We start from the raw sequence: 17,617 nt of genomic DNA on the forward strand, positions 1-17,617 counted from the left end.
ACGACTTATGGACAGCCTTCCCGATCTCGCGGCCGTCGAGGCCATGGACGAGGCCGACCCGCTGCGCGCTTTTCGCAGCCGCTTTGCCCTGCCGGCGGGCGTCATCTATCTCGACGGCAATTCGCTCGGCGCTGCGTCGCACGAAGTCTTTGCCGAAGTGCGCCAGGCCGCCATGGAGGAATGGGGCAACGGCCTGATCCGTAGCTGGAACAGCGCCGGATGGTTTCATCTGCCGCTCGAGCTCGGCGACCGTATCGGCCGGCTGATTGGTGCAGCCGAAGGCCAGACCGTGGTGACCGACTCCACGTCGATCAACATCTACAAGACCTTGCACGCTGCTCTGGCAATGCGGCCCGATCGCAATGTCATCGTGGCGGAGGGCGATAGTTTCCCGACCGATCTTTACATGGCGGAGGGTGTGGCGTCGACACGATCTGGCCTGACGCTCCGCCTCGAGGGTCGCGATGCCGGCACGATCGAGGAATTGATCGACGACAGCGTCGCCGTCGTCCTCGTCAACCATGTCAACTACAAGAGCGGTGAGCTGCGCGACATGGCGGCGCTAACGAAGCGCATACAGGCCGCCGGTGCACTCGTCATCTGGGATCTGTGCCACAGCGCCGGCGCCCTGCCCGTGGATATCGACGGAACAGGCGCTGATTTCGCTGTCGGCTGCACCTACAAATATCTGAATGGCGGCCCCGGTGCGCCGGCCTTCATCTATGCCGCGCAGCGTCATCACGCGTCGATCGTCCAGCCGCTCAGCGGCTGGTGGAGCCATGCCCGCCCCTTCGCTTTCGAACGGGGCTTCGATGGCGACGCCGGCATTAAGCGTTTTCTCTGCGGCACGCAGCCGATCTTGTCGCTGCGAGCGTTGAAGGGCGCCTTGGCCATCTGGGCTGAAGTGGACATGAAGGCCCTGCGCGCAAAGAGCATCGCGCTTACCGAACTCTTCATCCGGCTGGTCGGAGCGAAATGCGGCCAATATGGCGTCGAGCTCGAGACGACCCGCGACAGCGAAAGACGCGGCAGCCAGGTCTCCTTCAAGCACGACAATGGCTATGAGATCATGCAGGCACTGATCGAGCGTGGCGTCATCGGCGATTTCCGGGCTCCCTCGACGCTGCGCTTCGGTTTCACGCCGCTTTACGTCGGCTATCGTGACGTCTGGCGAGCCGTCACCGTACTGGAGGAAATCCTGAGCAGCGGATCGTGGCAGGACGCGCGCTTTGCCGTACGTTCGGCGGTGACCTGAGCCGCAGAGACGGGTAGCCGGAAAGAGGGAGCTGGACATGAGCTATTTCAAGGTCACCGATTGGGAGAGCGCCTATACCAACGGCGCCTATATCGTCGACGGTGACAGCTGGCCGGCGGCCTGGGTCGAGCCGGCCAAAGCCTTCCGCGATAGCCTGATGGCAGCGGGACGGGCAAAGCTCGATCTCGCTTATGGTTCCGCCGAGCGCAATCGCTTCGATCTCTTTCTGCCCGAAGGCCAGCCGACGGGATTGGTGGTCTTCGTCCATGGAGGCTATTGGCTGCAACTGGACAAAAACTACTGGTCGCACCTCGCCGCCGGCTCGATTGCGGCCGGCTACGCAGTCGCAATCCCATCCTACACGCTCTGCCCGGAAAATCGCATCGGCGGAATCGGCAAGGAGATCGCAACCGCGATCATGGCGGTAGCCGAGATGGTCGATGGGCCAATCATCCTGACCGGGCATTCGGCCGGAGGTCAGCTTGTCGCCCGCATGATGACGACGACATCGCCGCTCGGCGAGGCCACCCGCAAGCGCATCCGCCACGTTCTTGCCATTTCCGGCGTGCACGACCTGCGCCCGATCATGAAGCGCGCCATGAACGAGCAGCTTCGCATCGATTTCATCGAGGCAAGGGCCGAAAGCCCGGCCCTGCTGGAGCCGGTCGAAGCCGTACGCCTCACGTGCTGGGTCGGGGGTGCCGAACGGGCCGAATTCATCCGCCAGAACGCGCTGCTGGCCAATATCTGGACCGGGCTCGGTGCGGCGACGGAGGTCGTGGTCGAGCCGGACAAAAATCACTACACGGTTCTGGACGGCCTTATCGACGCCGATCATCCACTAACGCGGACCCTGCTCGCGGAATAGCAATCTCCCATTACCACAGGAATATGCCCTCGACGCCATTCAGGCCGAGGGCATTATATTGTCAGCTTTCGACGGGCGCATTCATCGCCCAAAGAACGCCGAATGGATCGCGGAGTTGGCCCCAGCGATCGCCCCAAAACATCACCTGCGGCCCGACGACGATCTCGGCCCCGGCATCGACGGCGCGCTTCCACCAGCTATCGAGGTCATCCACGACCAGCTGCATCACGAAAGATTGCGGCTTCTCCAGCGCATGACCATATTCGGGAAAGGCATCACCCAGCATCACCGAGCTGCCATTGATGTAGAGATGGATATGCATGGTCCGGCCCTTTTCGTCGACCGGAAACATGAAGGCCTGCTCTGCGCCGAAGGCGCGCTTGTAGAATTCGGCAGCTTTCGCGGCGCCGTCCACCGTCAGATAGGCCACCACGCCACCACGAACTGGCACGCGGGGCTGCTGAGATTGCGATTGTTCTACTGCATCGGTCATGTTCGTCTCCTTGGGAACGGTTCTGCATATCCGCCCTTATGATGGGCTGTCCCAAGGACGTTGGTCGATCACGACTTCCGACAATGGCGGTTGAAGTTTTTTGTTTTTTCGGGCCTCGCCTGTTCAGCCCTTCCGCGCGTCGTCCATACGCCTGCGTTCGGCAATCAGAGCCTGTCACAAGTCCATGGCATTCTGCGGCCATTGTTGCAGTGGCCCGTGGAGGCGGGCAAGCGCTCTCGCAAGGCCATCGATAGCGCCTATAATGAATATCGGAAGATGATCAAGGCGTTGATACAACGCGACCGAATCGCCTACGTCTATCCCATGAACCGCCATCTGCAGGCAGGCCGGCAATTCATCACGCCAAAGGCTGTTTGAGACATCCATTTCATAACGGACGCATGACATGAAAAGACAGACGCTCGACACCGGCTGGACCCTCTCGCGCCTTCGCGCACCCCCGACTGCGCCAACCCTGCCCAATTCGATCGCCGCCGCCGTGCCGGGCAACGTGCACCTCGACCTGATGGCAGCGCAGCTGATCACCGACCCCTATCTCGACGTCAACGAAATTTCGCAGGACTGGATCGGCCATTCCGCCTGGCGCTATCGCCTGGCTTTCGACTGGAATGGCGAGGACGCCGAGCGCATCGATCTTGCCTGCCTCGGGCTCGATACGGCGGCACGCCTGGAGCTGAATGGCACCCCCCTCGGCGAAACCCGCAACATGCATCGCAGCTACCGCTTCGATATCGGCGGTCACCTGAAAAACGGCCGCAACGAGCTGATCGTCGATTTCCAATCGGCCTACGAGCATGGCGAGGACGTGCGCAAGCAGCTCGGCAGCGCCGCCGACATCCCCCAGAACTATCCCGGCCCGAGCAATCTCATCCGCAAGATGGCCTGCAATTTCGGCTGGGACTGGGGTCCGAGCGTCGTCACCTCGGGTATCTGGAAACCGATCCTCATCCAGAGCTGGTCTAAGGCGCGCCTCGGCGGCATCCGCCCGGAAATCACGCTGCAGGGCAGCCAGGGCGTCGCGCGCCTGCACGTCGAGATCGAATGGGCTGACAAGGGCACGGATAGCGCGGCACTTATCCTGTCCATCGGCGGCAAGCGCGCGGAAGTTCGCGTCGCGCAGGGCGAGACCCACGCGCTGATCGAATGCCGGATCGACAATCCGCAGGTCTGGTGGCCGCATGGAATGGGCGGCCAGCCGCTTTACGATCTCGACCTGCAGCTGCTCGGCTCGGATGGCACGGCGCTCGATGGCTGGAAGCGACGCGTCGGCTTCCGTTCCGTGCGGCTGGATACGACAGTCGACGAAATCGGCTCTGCCTTCACCCTCGTCGTCAACGACGTGCCGGTCTTTGCCCGTGGCGCCAACTGGATCCCCGACGATTGCTTCCTGCCGCGCGTAACGCGCGAGCGTTATCGCGAGCGGATCGCCCAGGCCCGCGATGCCAATATGAATATGCTGCGCGTCTGGGGCGGCGGCATCTATGAGACCGATACGTTCTACGAGGAATGCGACGCCGCCGGCATCATGGTCTGGCAGGACTTCCTGTTTGCCTGCGCCACCTACCCCGAAGAAGAGCCGGTCTATAGCGAGATCGAGGCGGAAGCGCGCGAGGCGATCACACGGCTGATGCCCTATACCTCGTTAGTCATCTGGAACGGCAACAATGAGAATATCTGGGGCTATTTCGACTGGGGCTGGCAGGATGTGCTCGGCAATCGCCCCTGGGGCGCCGGCTATTATCTCGACCTTCTGCCGAAGCTGGTGGCCGAGATCGATCCAACACGTCCCTATTGGCCTGGTAGCCCCTATTCCGGTTCCATGGAAATCGCGCCGAACGCGGACGAGCACGGCTGCAAGCACATCTGGGATGTCTGGAACGAGGTCGGCTACGAGACCTATCGCAACTATATCCCTCGTTTCTGCTCCGAATTCGGATGGCAGGCGCCGCCGACCTTCGCAACATTGGCTCAGTCCGTTCGCGAGAAGGACCGTGCGCCGGCCTCGCCAGGCGTCCTGCATCATCAAAAGGCGACCACCGGCAATGACAAGCTGCTGATGGGGCTGGAGGGCTGGTTCCCGCCGCCGGAAAATTTCGACGACTGGCTTTTCGTGACGCAGCTCAACCAGGCGCGTGCGATCAGCTACGGTATCGACCATATGCGTTCGCATAGGCCGACCTGCATGGGCACCATCGTCTGGCAGCTCAACGACTGCTGGCCGGTCACCTCCTGGGCAGCCATCGATGGCGCCGGCAGGAAGAAGCCGCTCTGGTATGCCTTGAAGCAGAGCTATGCACCACATCTCCTCACCATCCAGCCGCGCGGCGATGGCCTGGCTGCGGTCGCAATCAACGACGCAACCCTGTTCTGGCGCGTGCCCTTCACCGTCGAACGCTTCGACTTCAACGGCACGCTGCTTGCCCGTCATCACGTCTGGCGCATCCTTTGCGATCGCTTCGAGAATACCGACATCGAGATCCCGGCCGAGGTCGCGACCCCCGCCGATCCGCGTCGGGAATTTTTGCGCGCCCGTCTCGGCGACGCAGAAGCCTGGTGGTTCTTCGAGAAGGATATGAAGCTGCAATACCCACAGCCTCGCTTCGATCTCGAGAGCACCCAGACGACCGACGGGATTGCTGTCACCATCACGGCACAGTCGTTCCTGCGCGATCTCTGCCTGTTCGTCGATCGCATCAGCCCAAATGCCGAAGTCGACGACATGCTGGTCAATCTCACGCCCGGCGAAAGCAGGAGGTTCAAGGTCAAAGGCCTTTCCAAGGAGGCCTTCGACGATGCCGACCTGTCGGCGATCCTACGCACGGCCAATCAGGTTGCCCAGCCTCCGCACCATTGAAACCGGGGATCGCTTCGATCGGATTATCCGGCGCATTGCGCCGGATATGTCCTCATAGCATCCGCAATTCATCGCCAGGAATTGCGGGTGCGAGTAGGAAAATGCCTATGATCGGGCACCGCCTTGTGATCTGAAGGACATCGCGATTTTGCAGATTCGCTCATTGCCCTTCAAATCATTTTTTTCGCATGTCGTTGTCGCAAAACCGCTGCACACTTTTACGCGACATGCTTTAGTGCCCTCATCCGATCCATGAATCAGCGAGACCACGCTTATGTCCTCGGACTCCAATCGCAGCTTTCAAACGCCCCGTCGCGAAGAACTCGGTCTTATCACGCTCGGTAACACCGCCGGGCTTTCGGCTTCGGTCTTGCCGAACGGCACGTTGTTTTCGATCGACTTCGCCGACCAGCAGGGCGGCATCATGATCAACCAGGTGCTCGGTTCGCCTGTCTATGGCGGCATCGGCCGGCTCTATCTGCGCGTCGGCGGCGCAAAGCCGGCAACGGCCGAAATCGTCGGGCCCAAGGCTGCCGTGCAGTTCGGCCATGGCGGAAACGGTTTCTCCTGGAGCGGCGAGACGGCCGGCGTGAAGCATACGGTCAGCCTGCGGCTGCACCCGAGCGAGACCGCATGGTTCTGGCAGGTATCGCTGCAGAACACCACGAGCGCCACGGTTTCGGCCGATCTCATCCTCCTTCAGGACGTCGGCCTCGGCGACCGCGGCTTCTTGATGAACAGCGAAGCCTATGCCTCGCAATATATCGATCATCACATCGCCAGCCATGCCGCCTTCGGTCCCGTCGTCATGAACCGGCAGAACCTCAAGCAGGGCGGCGGGCGAAATCCCTGGCTCGCGCAGGGCTGCCTCGAAGGTGCCGCGGCTTACGCGACCGATGCGATCCAGCTCCTTGTGCCATCAAAGGGCAACGACGGCGTCATGGTGCCGGGTTTCGGCAATGATCTGCCGAGCATGCGCCGCCAGCACGAGGTCGCCTGCCCGGCAATCCAGTCAAAGCCGCTTTCGCTCGCAGCCGGGGATACGACCACGACGACCTTCTTCGGTCTCTTCATTGCCGATCATCCGGCCGCCTCCAGCGATGCCGATCTCGCCCATCTCGATGGCTTGCCGAAGCTTCAGAGCGAGCTCGCGGTAGACGCGATATCGGCCGCGCGGTCGGTGCGCAGTCTCGTGCAGGACGCGCCGCTTGCCGAGAGCGATAGCCTCGACCAAGCCGCGATCGATGCGCTCTACCCCAAGCGGATGCTGGAAGAGCATGCGGATGGAAAACTGCTCTCCTTCTTCGTGCCGGATGGGTCGCATAACAGGCACATCGTGCTGCGCGAAAAGGAGCGGCTGGTGGCGCGCCGCCACGGCGCCATCGTCCGCAGCGGCCAGAACATGCTGCTCGATGACCAGACACTGGCCGCCACCTGCTGGATGCAGGGCATCTTCGCCGCGCAGCTGACCATCGGCAACACGTCCTTCCACAAGCTCTTCTCCGTTTCCCGCGACCCCTACAACCTGACACGATCGAGCGGCCTTCGCATCCTCGTCGACCTCGGCGATGGCTGGCGCCTGCTTGGTGTGCCCGCTGCCTTCGAAATGGGCTTGAGCGATACACGCTGGATCTACCGGCTTTCCGGCCGCACCATTTCAGTCTCGGCAATCGCATCCGGCGACGATCCGGCCATGCAATGGAGCGTTACGGTGGAGGGCGAAGCCTGCCGCTTCCTCGTGTTCGGTCACATCGTCCTCGGCGAGCGCGACTATGAGGCCTTGGCGAATATCGCAGTCGACGCGGCGGCCAAGCGCATCTCTTTCCGGCCGCAACCATCCTGGCTCTGGGATCGCTACCCGAAAGCGAGCTACCATCTCGTCACCTCGACCCCGGATGCGTTCGACGCCGTTGGCGGCGATGAACTACTCTATAGCGACGGCACCGCCCGCAATGGCGCGTTCATCGCGCTGAAATCGCACTCGACGAAGGAATTGCGTTTTGCCGTCACGGGCTCGATGACCGATCCGGATGCGGCCGAAGCTCTTGCCGCGCGCTATAGTGCCGGTGTCGAAAGCGAAGAGATGCTGGCGCCGGCGCGCCACTTCTGGAGCCATGTGACGCGGGGCGCGCGCATCGAGGGTGATGGCCGAGATGTGGCGGCGCAGGCCGTGATGCTGCCCTGGATCGCGCATGACGCCATCATCCATCTGAGCGTGCCGCATGGCCTCGAACAATATACGGGGGCTGCCTGGGGAACGCGCGACGTCTGCCAGGGGCCGATCGAATTTCTGCTTGCCTACGAGCATGACGAAGAGGCCCGGCAGATCCTCTTGACGCTCTTTTCCGAGCAGTATCGCGATCGCGGCGACTGGCCGCAATGGTTCATGCTGGAGCCCTATGCCAATATCCGCGCCGGCGAGGCGCATGGCGATATCGTCGTCTGGCCGCTGAAGGCGCTCTGCGATTATATCGAGGCGACGGGCAACATCACCTTCCTTGCCGAAACGGTGCCGTGGCGCGCCGACGACACGATGCAGCTGACCGCCGAGCACGCAACAATCTCCGATCACATTGAGAAGCTGCTGGAAACGGTGCGCAGCCGCTTCGTGCCGGGCACGAGCCTCATCCGCTACGGCGAAGGCGACTGGAATGACAGCCTGCAGCCGGCCGATCCGCATCTGCGCGACTGGATGGTAAGCAGCTGGACAGTATCGCTGCTTTACGAGCAGCTGGTGCGCTACGCCAGCATCCTGACGCTCGCCAGCCGCAACGAGGAAGCGCAATCGCTTCAGGCAACCGCGGTCGCCATGCGCGCCGATTTCAATCGGCTGCTGATGCGCGACGGCATCGTTGCCGGCTACGGCGTCTTCGATCCGAGCCATGACGGCGTGGAATTGCTGCTGCATCCTGAGGATACGCGCACTGGGCTGCACTATTCGCTGATCGCGATGACGCAGCCGATGATCGGCGGCCTGTTCACGCCCGATCAGCGCCACGCCCACATGAAGATCATTCGCGAGAACCTGCTGTTCCCGGACGGCGTGCGGCTGATGGAAAAACCGGCGACCTATTCCGGAGGCCCGGAAAAGCTCTTCCGCCGCGCCGAATCCTCGTCCTTCTTCGGTCGCGAGATCGGGCTCATGTATGTGCACGCGCATCTGCGCTACTGCGAAGCGCTCGCCCTTGACGACGATGCAGAAGCCGTGTGGCAGGCGCTGGCACTCGCCAACCCGATCGCCGTCAGCGGCCGAGTGGAGCGTGCGTCGCTGCGCCAGCGCAACACCTATTTCAGCAGCAGCGACGCGGCCTTCGACGACCGCTATCAGGCGTCGTCGGAATGGTCGCGCGTCAAGGCCGGCGATATTGCCGTCGATGGCGGCTGGCGCATCTATTCGAGCGGCCCCGGTCTTTATACCAAGAGCCTGATCGGTAACGCCTTCGGCTTCAAGCGGCAATTCGGCCAGCGCATCCGCGAGCCACTATTGCCGGCCTCGATCGGCGCCTGCGAGGTCAAGCTGGACTTCAAGGCTTGAGCTATCAAACGCAAAAAGGAAGCCGCTGAGCGGCTCCCTTATTCGTTGGACTATCAGCGTCAGGCCGCTTCGTCCCAGACCGGTGCCAGACCGTCGGGGCTGACGATGCGGCCGCTCGGCTGCGCGAGAGCGTGGACCGCGGCCATCTCCTCCTGCGAAAGCGCGAAATCGAAAATGGCGGCATTTTCCGCCGCGCGGGCTTCCGACACGGTCTTGGAAAGGACGATCAGCCCCTGCTGCACGACCCAGCGCAGAACGATCTGGGCAATCGATCTGCCATGCCGGCCAGCGATGTCCTTCAGCACCGGATCGGTAAGCACCTTGCCATCCGCCATGGCGTAATAAGCGGTCACCGATATGCCGAGGCTGGCGGCGGTCTCCAGGATAGGCGACTGGTCGAGATAGGGATGATATTCGACCTGGTTGGTGACGAGCGGCAGATCGCTGAGCCGAACCGCCTCGCGCACCAAGGCCCGGTTGAAGTTGGACACGCCGATATGGCGAACCTTGCCAGCCTTCGCGACCTCATTCAGTGCGCCGATCTGCTCGGCCAGCGGCACGGCATCATTCGGCCAGTGCAGAAGCAGGAGGTCGACATAATCAGTCTTCAGCTTCTTCAGGCTTTCATCCACCGAGGCGATGAAAGCATCGCGGCGATAATTTTCGACCCAGACCTTGGTGGTTAGGAACAGATCGGCGCGAGCCATGCCCGAACGAAGGATGCCGCCGCCGACTTCGGCCTCGTTGCCATAGATCTGCGCGGTATCGATATGGCGATAACCATTGCCGAGAACATGCGCGACCATGCGTTCGGTGTCCGGGCCTGGCATACGGAACGTGCCGAAACCAAGAGCGGGAATGGATGCGCCATTGGCGCTGACGGTTTTCATGAATGATCCTTTCGATTGCAGGGTTCGATCAGGCGGCGCAGGAGACGGCCTGAGCAGCGGAAGCCGAGCGGCGGTCGAGCGCGCCGCTCCACAGGGTGAGCACCAGGGCCGCGACTACCAGGATCGCGCCGACCCAAGGCGTGGCGCTAAGGCCAAGGGAGGATTCGACCACCAGCCCGCCGATCCAGGCTCCGGCTGCGATGCCGAGATTGAAGGCGGCGATATTGAGCGCCGAGGCGACATCGACGGCGGCGGGCCGAACCTGCCGGGCAAGCTGGACGACATAAAGCTGCAGGCCCGGCACATTGGCGAAGGACAGGAAGCCAAGCGCCGCAAGCGTCGGGATGGCAAGCCAGGGCGAGACCGCCGTAAAGCTGAAGAGGACAAGCACGACAGCCTGGGCGACAAAGAGCCACGTCAGCGCACGGACAGGATTGCCATTGGCGAGACGGCCACCCACGACGTTGCCGATGGCAATGGCGATACCATAGAGTACGAGGATGAGGCTGACGGCGGAGGCGGCAAAACCGGTGACTTCCTGCAGGATCGAGGCCAGGAAGGTGAAGGCGACGAAGGTGCCGCCGTAGCCGAGCGCCGTCATGGCGAAGACGATCAGCAACCGACCGCTTGCAAGCACGCGGACCTGTTCGCCGATGCTTGCCGGCGGCGCCTTCTTCAGACTGGACGGCAGAAGCAAAAGGATGCCGGCAAAGGCAATGACGCCAAGGCCCGCGACGGCCGCGAAAGTCGCGCGCCAGCCGAAGGTCTGACCGATGAAAGTGCCAAGCGGAACACCTGTCACGATGGCAACCGTCAGGCCCATGAACATCATGGCAATCGCCGAAGCACGGCGGTTTTCCGGAACGAGGTCGGCGGCAATGGTGGATCCTACCGAGAAGAAGACGCCATGGGCAAAGGCCGAAAGCACGCGCGCGACGAGCAGCGGCATATAGCCAGGGCTCAGGGCAGCCATGCCGTTGCCGACGATGAACAGGGCCATCAAGCCGAGCAGCAGCGGCTTGCGATCGATACGGCCAGTAAGTGCCGTGAGGATCGGCGCGCCGAAGGTAACCCCGAGCGCATAGACGCTGACAATGAGACCTGCAAGCGGCAGGTTGATATGGAGGTCGTTCGCCACGGTGGGCAAAAGACCGACGATGACAAATTCTGTTGTGCCGATCGCATAGGCAGCGATCGTCAAGGCAAACAAAGCGAGAGGCATGAGAGCACCCGATCAAATGGCAGCCGGAAACGCCGGATGCGCGAGTTCTTGTTCGGGCAGAATATGCCTCCGCGACATTCAATCGATAATCGGCTATATCAACTCAACACTTGTGAATTGAATTCAAAAGGCGAGTTGGAAATGGACAATCGCGCCGGCGAAATGGATGTCTTCGTTCAGGTGGCCGCACTTCGGAGCTTCTCGGCTGCAGGGCGCAAGCTGCGCCTTTCGCCCTCAGCCATCAGCAAGCTTGTGACCCGGCTGGAGAATCGGCTCGGCGCGCGCCTTCTGGTGCGGACGACACGCTCGCTGCAACTAACGCCGGAAGGCGAAGTGTATTTCGAGCGCGCGCAGGCCATTCTTGCCGACATCCATGAGACGGAGCGTATGGTCGCCGCTGGCGGGACGGCGGTGCCACGCGGCCGACTGCGTGTCAGCGCCTCCGTCGCTTTCGGGGTCCGCTGTCTCGTGCCGATCGTTCCCGATTTTCTGCAGTGCTTTCCAGAAATCGAACTCGATATCTCCCTTACCGATAGTGTCATCGATATCGTCGGTGAGCGGGCCGATGTCGCCATCCGCGTCGGATCGCTGCGCGACAGCTCCCTCAAGGCCCGCAAGCTACTCGACAGCCGCCGCATCATCGTTGCCTCCCCCGCCTATATCGGGAGAAATGGCTTGCCGGCGACGCCGGATGAGCTCGATCGTCACAATTGCCTGACCTTCAATTTCCGCCCGACCGCGGAAGATTGGCCATTCCGTGATCCGCTGACAGGCTCACACTTCGTCAAATTGGTGCGGGGCAATTTCCAGGCAAACAATGGCCCGACCGTGCGCAGTCTCTGCCTCGAAGGAATAGGACTCGCCCGCGTCGGCCAATTCCACGTCCAGCCCGATCTCGATGCCGGCAGGCTCGTGCCAGTTCTCGACGATTTCAATCCGGATGACATCGAGCATATCCATGCCGTCTATGCCGGCCATGAGCATCTGGCCGCCCGCATTCGCGCCTTTATCGACTTTCTGGTTAACCGAATCGGATAGAAGTAGCCGGATATTCAAAGGCCGGAGGCGGATTTGGAAACGGCGCTCTATCTCCCGATCAAGTCATTTCTCGAAGCGGCCGGCTATGCCGTGAAGGGCGAGATCGGCGGCTGCGACCTTGTCGGTTTGAGCGAAGGCGAGCTGCCCGTCGTCGTCATCTGCGAGCTGAAGCTGAGCTTCAATCTCGAGCTTATCCTGCAGGCCGTCGATCGCGCCGCGGCCAGCGACGAGGTCTGGATCGCCGCGCGCGTCTCGGCAAAGGGCAAGGGACGGGAAGGCGATCGTCGTTTCCGCGACCTTTGCCGCCGGCTCGGCTTCGGCATGCTGACCGTATCGGACGGCGATCTCGTGGATATCGTCGTCAGCCCCGTCTCGCCGATGCCGCGCAAGAATACCCGCCGTAGGTCACGCCTTGTCGAAGAACACCGCCGCCGCAAGGGCGATCCGGCGCTTGGCGGCAGCACGCGCAAGCCGATCATGACCGCCTATCGGCAACAGGCGCTTGCCTGCGCATCCGCGATCGAAAATGGCGTGCGCCGCCCCAAGGATATGCGCGACGCGGCACCGAAAGCGCCGCAAATTCTGAGAGATAACGTCTATGGCTGGTTCGAGCGCATCGACCGCGGCATCTACGCGCTGACGGAGCTTGGAACAGAAGCGCTCAAGAGATGGCCGACGCCTCAAAGATAAATGTGGAAAAATTCCGGCAGATCAACATTAAATTCATGTAATATCTTAAATTTTTGCAATAGAAACATGATCAATATTTAATTTGCAAAAGTAAATTTGCGGATCATATTATCTGTCAGCGCCAATTCATATTTATACTTCGCCTCCCGGAGTAAAGGGAAGCAAAGGCTCCCCGAAACGAATTGACGCGGCCCCATCCGACGCCTGTCCCGGACATGGACAAGACGCCAATTCGCCAACGACCTCGCAAGGGACTTTTGCCATGTCATCTCTTCTCCGCAAGCATCGCACCGCTGCCATTATAGGCGCCGCCATCATCGCCGGCGCTGGCGCCTTGCCCTTTGCCTTCAGCACGTCTGCCACCGTCGCCGCTGCAGCCGAGCCTGCCGGTATCATCGCGCCCGGCGGCTCTTTCGCTCCCATCGTCGATGCCGACAAGCCGGCCGTCGTTACCGTCACCACGACCATGAAGGCGACCGACACCAGCGCCGACGGCAACAATTCGCCAATGGACGAGCAGTTCCGGCAATTTTTCGAAAACCAGGGCATCCCCTTCCCGAAGCAGATGCCGCACCAACAGCAGAGCCAGCGCGCCATGGCGCTTGGTTCCGGTTTCATCATCAGCACCGATGGCGTCATCGTCACCAACAACCATGTCATCCAGAACGCCGTCGACATCAAGGTCACACTCGATGACGGCACCGAACTGCCCGCCAAGCTTTTGGGTGCCGACGTCAAGTCCGACCTTGCCGTTCTGAAGATTCAGGCCCCGAAGCCGCTCGCAACCATTGCCTGGGGTGATTCCGACAAGCTGAAGCTCGGCGATCAGATTCTGGCGATCGGCAACCCGTTCGGCATTGGCACGACGGTCACCGCCGGTATCGTCTCGGCCCGTGGCCGTGACCTGCACAGCGGCCCATATGACGACTTCATCCAGATCGACGCCCCGATCAATCATGGCAATTCCGGCGGGCCGCTGGTCGACCGTGAAGGCAATGTCGTCGGCATCAACACCGCCATCTACTCGCCGAATGGCGGCAGCGTCGGCGTCGGTTTCGCCATTCCGTCCGACGAGGCCAAGGCGATCGTCGCCAAGCTGGAAAAGAGCGGCTCGATCGATCACGGCTATCTCGGCGTCGCGATCCAGCCCGTGACCTCCGATATCGCCAATGCAATGGGCCTGCCGCAGACCCAGGGCGCGCTCGTTGCCAACGTCAACGACGATACGCCGGCCGCGCGCGCCGGCATTAAGAGCGGCGATATCGTCACCGCTGTCGGCAATGAGGCCGTCAAGACACCGAAGGACCTGTCGCGGCTGGTCGCCGATCTCTCCCCCGGCGACAAGCGCTCGGTCACGCTGTGGCGGAATGGCAAGAGCATGGACGTCAATGTCACCATCGGCGGCAATGACGACAGCAAGCAGGCTGCCAACGACAATGGCGACGGCAAGGTGCAGCCCTCCAACCAGCCGAGCATCGGCGTTGGCCTCGCCAATCTCACGCCCGATGTTCGTCAGCAGCTGAACCTGCCGCATGGCGTCGAGGGCGCCGTGGTTGCCAGCGTCAACCCGGACAAGCCGGCCGCCGCAGCTGGCATCCAGGCCGGCGACATCATCGTCTCGGTCAACGACCAGCCCGTCCGCAACGCCCATGAGGTCCAGACGGCCGTTGCGCAGGCAGGCAAGGATGGCCGCAAGTCCGTGCTGCTCCTGATCGAGCGCGACGGCAACAAGACCTTCGTCGCCGTGCCGTTCTCGGCCGCTTGAAAAGCCGAAACGTCCTCCAGTCGGCCCGCTTCCTCCCAGGCAGCGGGCCGATTGCCGTTACGTCACCAGTAATCCCTGGCGCTCCGCAAGGCCGATTGTCGCCAGCGTGCCGGCATTGAAAGGCAGGAAGTCGGCTTCGATGCCGACACTGAAGATGACGCCATCTCGGAGACGACGGTCATCGGCTCGATCTCGCAATCTTCATTTTGGCTCGGACGGCTCCTCCGCCGTCTTCTCGATAAATCGGCCTTCCGCAAGCGCATCGCGGATTTCATCGAGCCGATAGCAGGCGAATGCGCCGCGCCAGCAACCGCCCCGCCCAGCTCTATCGGCTCAAGCAGGCACGCTCGACCGTCTTCTTCAACCGAACGATCTGAGACGCTGAATTTCCACAGAAGAGGCAGCTCTGCTTTGACATAGGACTCTTTTTGTCCAAACTCTGCCTTTCTGATGGTACAAATAGCGCCGGGGCCGGTTGAAACAGGCAAGCGGCAAGTTTAAACCCCGCCGGCAAGATCAGCGGCTAGGGCCTCGAAACAGGAATAAGCGGCGGCAGGAGTTGGAGTGACTGATCCATACGATATTCTCGGCGTTGCGCGCGATGCGAAAGAAGAGCAGATCAAGGCGGCTTATCGCAAGCGCGTGAAGGCAGCCCATCCGGATTCCGGCGGCGACACGGAGGCTTTTGCCATGCTGCAGAAGGCCTACGAGCTGCTTCTCGATCCCGTGCGCCGCAAAGTGTTCGACGATACCGGCTATGATGTGGAGCTGACCGACGCCGTCGATCTGCAGGCGCTGGTCGCCATCGAAAAACTCATTACCGAGATGGTGCTGGACGAGCGCGAACCGGGAACCTTCGACCCGGTCGCCAAGATGCGCGCCAGCCTTCTCGAAGAAATTCGCAAGGCGAATTTCAGCAAAAGCGAGCTCGAGCGTCATTCCAGCCGCATAGGCCTCCATCTCGACCGGCTTGGCAAGCGTCCCGGCAAGGATGTGGTGGGCCACATGCTGCGCGCCCGCATCAAGGCGATCGCGACCGCCATCAGCGAAACGGAGGCGAAGATCGGCGCCAACGAACGTGCCTGCGATATGCTCGAAGGCTATCTCTACGTGATGGACGAAATCCGAGAAGAGCTCGATGCAGCACCCGAGATCGAATGGGACAAGCCCCAGGTCCGCGCTGCCGCACAATAGCAATGGCGCTTTTTAGTCGCCCCGAGGAGGCGGATTTCGCGTATGCCTTGATGGTGTGATCATTTTCGGCAACGCAATGTTGCAATGCAACAATCGTCCCTAGACAAATCGTGGGGCTGGCCTAGATCAAGCATCCGTAAGCCGTCCTGCCGAGCGGGCGATAGCGGCACGGCAATTGACGGACGTCGGAATCCCGGCTCCGAGATCTGGACGACGAGGTATATGTTTGCTGATTTCTGAAGCGGATGAAATCGTCTTTGAACATCTGAGTGAAAACCGATCGCGGGCCGCGTTGAGGGGCGCCTTCTGGTCGGCGCTCGACACGATGATCCCGACGGCGCTCAACAGCCTGGTCTTCATCGTCACCTCGCGCTTTCTCCTGCCGCAGGATTTCGGCCTGGTCGCGCTCGCCTTCGCCATTGTCAGCTTTGCCGCCGGCTTCGGGCCGACGGCCTTCGGCGAGGCATTGATCCAGCAAAAATCCATTCGGCGCAGTCACCTCGATACGGTTTTCTGGCTGTCATTCCTCTCCGCGGCCATCCTCTATGCCGCGCTGTTCCTGCTTTCACCCCATCTTGCCCACTGGGTCGGACATGACGAGATCGTCAGCCTGCTGCTGATCATTGGGCTGAAAATCTTCTTCGACATGATGATCATCGTCCCCAATGCCCTGATCGGCCGGACGATGTCCTTTCATCTGGCGGCGGCGCGAACCGCGATCGCCACGATCGTCTCGGCGTCCATCTGTCTGGCTTTGATCTTCGCCGGTTTCGGCCTTTGGGCGCTTGCAATCGCCCAGATCGCGGCGCCGGCGGCTGCCTGCGTCGCGGCGTTCTGGGGCGCAAGATGGCTGCCGGGTTTCAGGATCAAGCTCTCGAGCCTGCGCGAACTGCTGCATTATGGCATCTATGCTTCGGGCAACCGCTTTCTGCAGACCATGAATCTCGACCAGCTGATCATCGGCACCTTGGTGAGCCCGGCCGCGCTCGGTATCTACAATTTCGCCCGGCGGCTCTACGAGATGCTCAATAATGTCCTGTCGGGCGGGCTGAACTCGGTCAGCCACGTGCTGCTCTCCTCCCTGCAGCACGACAAGGACAAGGTGCGCGAAGCCTTTCTGATGGCGACCTTCGGTTGCTCGCTGGTCTCTTTCCCGGCCTTCATGGGGCTTGCAGCCGTTGCCGACGATGCCATTCCGCTGATCTTCGGACCGCATTGGGCAGCCGCCGTCTGGCCGGTCCGCTTCTTCTGCGTGATCGGCCTGATGGCCGGAATAGGCGTCATCCAGGCCTCCCTGATCACGAGCCAGGGCAGGTCCGACTGGTGGTTCTATTACCAGCTGGTGCGCAACGTCGTCTCGATCCTCACCGTTCTTCTTCTCCACAAATATGGCGTGGCCACCGTCGTCTTCGGGCTCATGGTTGGCGTTCTGGTGCTGTGGCCGGTGACGCTGTGGATGGTCTCGCGACTGATCGGCCTCAGCATTGCGGAATATTTCGGCCAGTTCGTGCGGCCCATAGCCGCCTATCTCGGCATGCTCGTCGCGGTGCTGGCAACCTCGTCGGCCTTGTACGACTGGTCTCTCGCAGCCCGTCTCGTCTGCGAAGTCCTGGTCGGCGGTCTCACCTATTCGGGTCTTATCCTTCTCCTGTGCAAGGAGAGGATCCTCTTCCTCGCGCGGACGACACTGCAAGGTCGCCGCGCAAAGGCACAGTAGCAGGCCATGGCGAGCAACAGATCGAAGCGCGGCAAAATCCCAGGTGGATGCTTTCGGTCACCGCAATGATAATGG

14 protein-coding genes and 1 pseudogene are annotated in these 17,617 nt (G+C 61.6%); 11 read left to right on the top strand and 4 right to left on the bottom strand.

Annotated features, from left to right (window positions below; translation table 11 throughout):
- Positions 1–7: 7 nt before the first annotated feature.
- The gene (kynU, locus tag HGP12_RS07505) at positions 8–1,255 is read left to right on the top strand and encodes a kynureninase (protein WP_168839530.1); all 1,248 of its coding nucleotides are present in this window, start codon (positions 8–10) and stop codon (positions 1,253–1,255) included.
- A 37-nt stretch (positions 1,256–1,292) separates the two neighbouring features.
- Positions 1,293–2,123 (top strand): alpha/beta hydrolase, encoded by an 831-nt coding sequence (locus HGP12_RS07510; RefSeq protein ID WP_168839529.1) that lies wholly within the window; start codon positions 1,293–1,295, stop codon positions 2,121–2,123.
- 61 nt (positions 2,124–2,184) lie between these two features.
- Here HGP12_RS07510 and HGP12_RS07515 read toward each other — a convergent pair whose 3' ends face one another.
- Positions 2,185–2,616, bottom strand: a complete 432-nt coding sequence (locus HGP12_RS07515; RefSeq protein WP_168839528.1) for a glyoxalase/bleomycin resistance/extradiol dioxygenase family protein — start codon at positions 2,614–2,616, stop codon at positions 2,185–2,187.
- A 90-nt stretch (positions 2,617–2,706) separates the two neighbouring features.
- On the opposite strand from HGP12_RS07515, the gene HGP12_RS07520 reads away from it, so the two are divergent.
- From HGP12_RS07520 to HGP12_RS07530, 3 genes are all read left to right on the top strand, one after another.
- Entirely contained in the window at positions 2,707–2,994 is a 288-nt protein-coding gene (locus HGP12_RS07520) for an FCD domain-containing protein (protein WP_205926371.1), read from the top strand.
- A 28-nt stretch (positions 2,995–3,022) separates the two neighbouring features.
- Positions 3,023–5,491: a glycoside hydrolase family 2 protein gene (locus tag HGP12_RS07525; protein WP_168878696.1), complete on the top strand. Its 2,469-nt coding sequence runs from the start codon at positions 3,023–3,025 to the stop codon at positions 5,489–5,491.
- Between the two features lie 274 nt (positions 5,492–5,765).
- Positions 5,766–9,026: a GH36-type glycosyl hydrolase domain-containing protein gene (locus HGP12_RS07530; protein ID WP_168839526.1), complete on the top strand. Its 3,261-nt coding sequence runs from the start codon at positions 5,766–5,768 to the stop codon at positions 9,024–9,026.
- 59 nt (positions 9,027–9,085) lie between these two features.
- On the opposite strand, the gene HGP12_RS07535 is transcribed toward HGP12_RS07530, so the two are convergent.
- Positions 9,086–9,916: an aldo/keto reductase gene (locus HGP12_RS07535; protein WP_168839525.1), complete on the bottom strand. Its 831-nt coding sequence runs from the start codon at positions 9,914–9,916 to the stop codon at positions 9,086–9,088.
- Between the two features lie 28 nt (positions 9,917–9,944).
- Positions 9,945–11,138, bottom strand: a complete 1,194-nt coding sequence (locus HGP12_RS07540; protein ID WP_168839524.1) for an MFS transporter — start codon at positions 11,136–11,138, stop codon at positions 9,945–9,947.
- A gap of 141 nt (positions 11,139–11,279) precedes the next feature.
- Between HGP12_RS07540 and HGP12_RS07545 the strand changes: the two genes are divergently transcribed.
- The 3 genes from HGP12_RS07545 (at position 11,280) to HGP12_RS07555 (ending at position 14,631) form a co-directional block, all read left to right on the top strand.
- Positions 11,280–12,176 carry a LysR family transcriptional regulator gene (locus HGP12_RS07545; protein WP_168839523.1) on the top strand — a complete coding sequence of 299 codons (897 nt, stop codon included), beginning with the start codon at positions 11,280–11,282 and terminating at the stop codon, positions 12,174–12,176.
- Positions 12,177–12,209: 33 nt separating this feature from the next.
- On the top strand, positions 12,210–12,866 hold the full coding sequence (locus tag HGP12_RS07550) for a DUF2161 domain-containing phosphodiesterase (protein ID WP_168839522.1): 657 nt from the start codon (positions 12,210–12,212) through the stop codon (positions 12,864–12,866).
- 262 nt (positions 12,867–13,128) lie between these two features.
- Entirely contained in the window at positions 13,129–14,631 is a 1,503-nt protein-coding gene (locus HGP12_RS07555) for a DegQ family serine endoprotease (RefSeq protein WP_168839521.1), read from the top strand.
- A 57-nt stretch (positions 14,632–14,688) separates the two neighbouring features.
- Here HGP12_RS07555 and HGP12_RS07560 read toward each other — a convergent pair whose 3' ends face one another.
- The gene (locus HGP12_RS07560) at positions 14,689–14,829 is read right to left on the bottom strand and encodes a hypothetical protein (protein WP_246703280.1); all 141 of its coding nucleotides are present in this window, start codon (positions 14,827–14,829) and stop codon (positions 14,689–14,691) included.
- Between the two features lie 21 nt (positions 14,830–14,850).
- Between HGP12_RS07560 and HGP12_RS34750 the strand changes: the two are divergent.
- From HGP12_RS34750 to HGP12_RS07570, 3 genes and pseudogenes are all read left to right on the top strand, one after another.
- A pseudogene (locus tag HGP12_RS34750) lies at positions 14,851–15,008 on the top strand (NrtR DNA-binding winged helix domain-containing protein); the annotation flags it as partial.
- Between the two features lie 187 nt (positions 15,009–15,195).
- Positions 15,196–15,825 (top strand): J domain-containing protein, encoded by a 630-nt coding sequence (locus tag HGP12_RS07565; protein ID WP_168839520.1) that lies wholly within the window; start codon positions 15,196–15,198, stop codon positions 15,823–15,825.
- A 226-nt stretch (positions 15,826–16,051) separates the two neighbouring features.
- Complete coding sequence (locus tag HGP12_RS07570; RefSeq protein WP_168839519.1) at positions 16,052–17,542, top strand: lipopolysaccharide biosynthesis protein; 1,491 nt, start codon at positions 16,052–16,054, stop codon at positions 17,540–17,542.
- Positions 17,543–17,617: the final 75 nt, after the last annotated feature.

The organism is Rhizobium sp. P28RR-XV, assembly GCF_012641385.1.
In the GTDB taxonomy this organism is placed as follows: Bacteria; Pseudomonadota; Alphaproteobacteria; order Rhizobiales; family Rhizobiaceae; genus Rhizobium.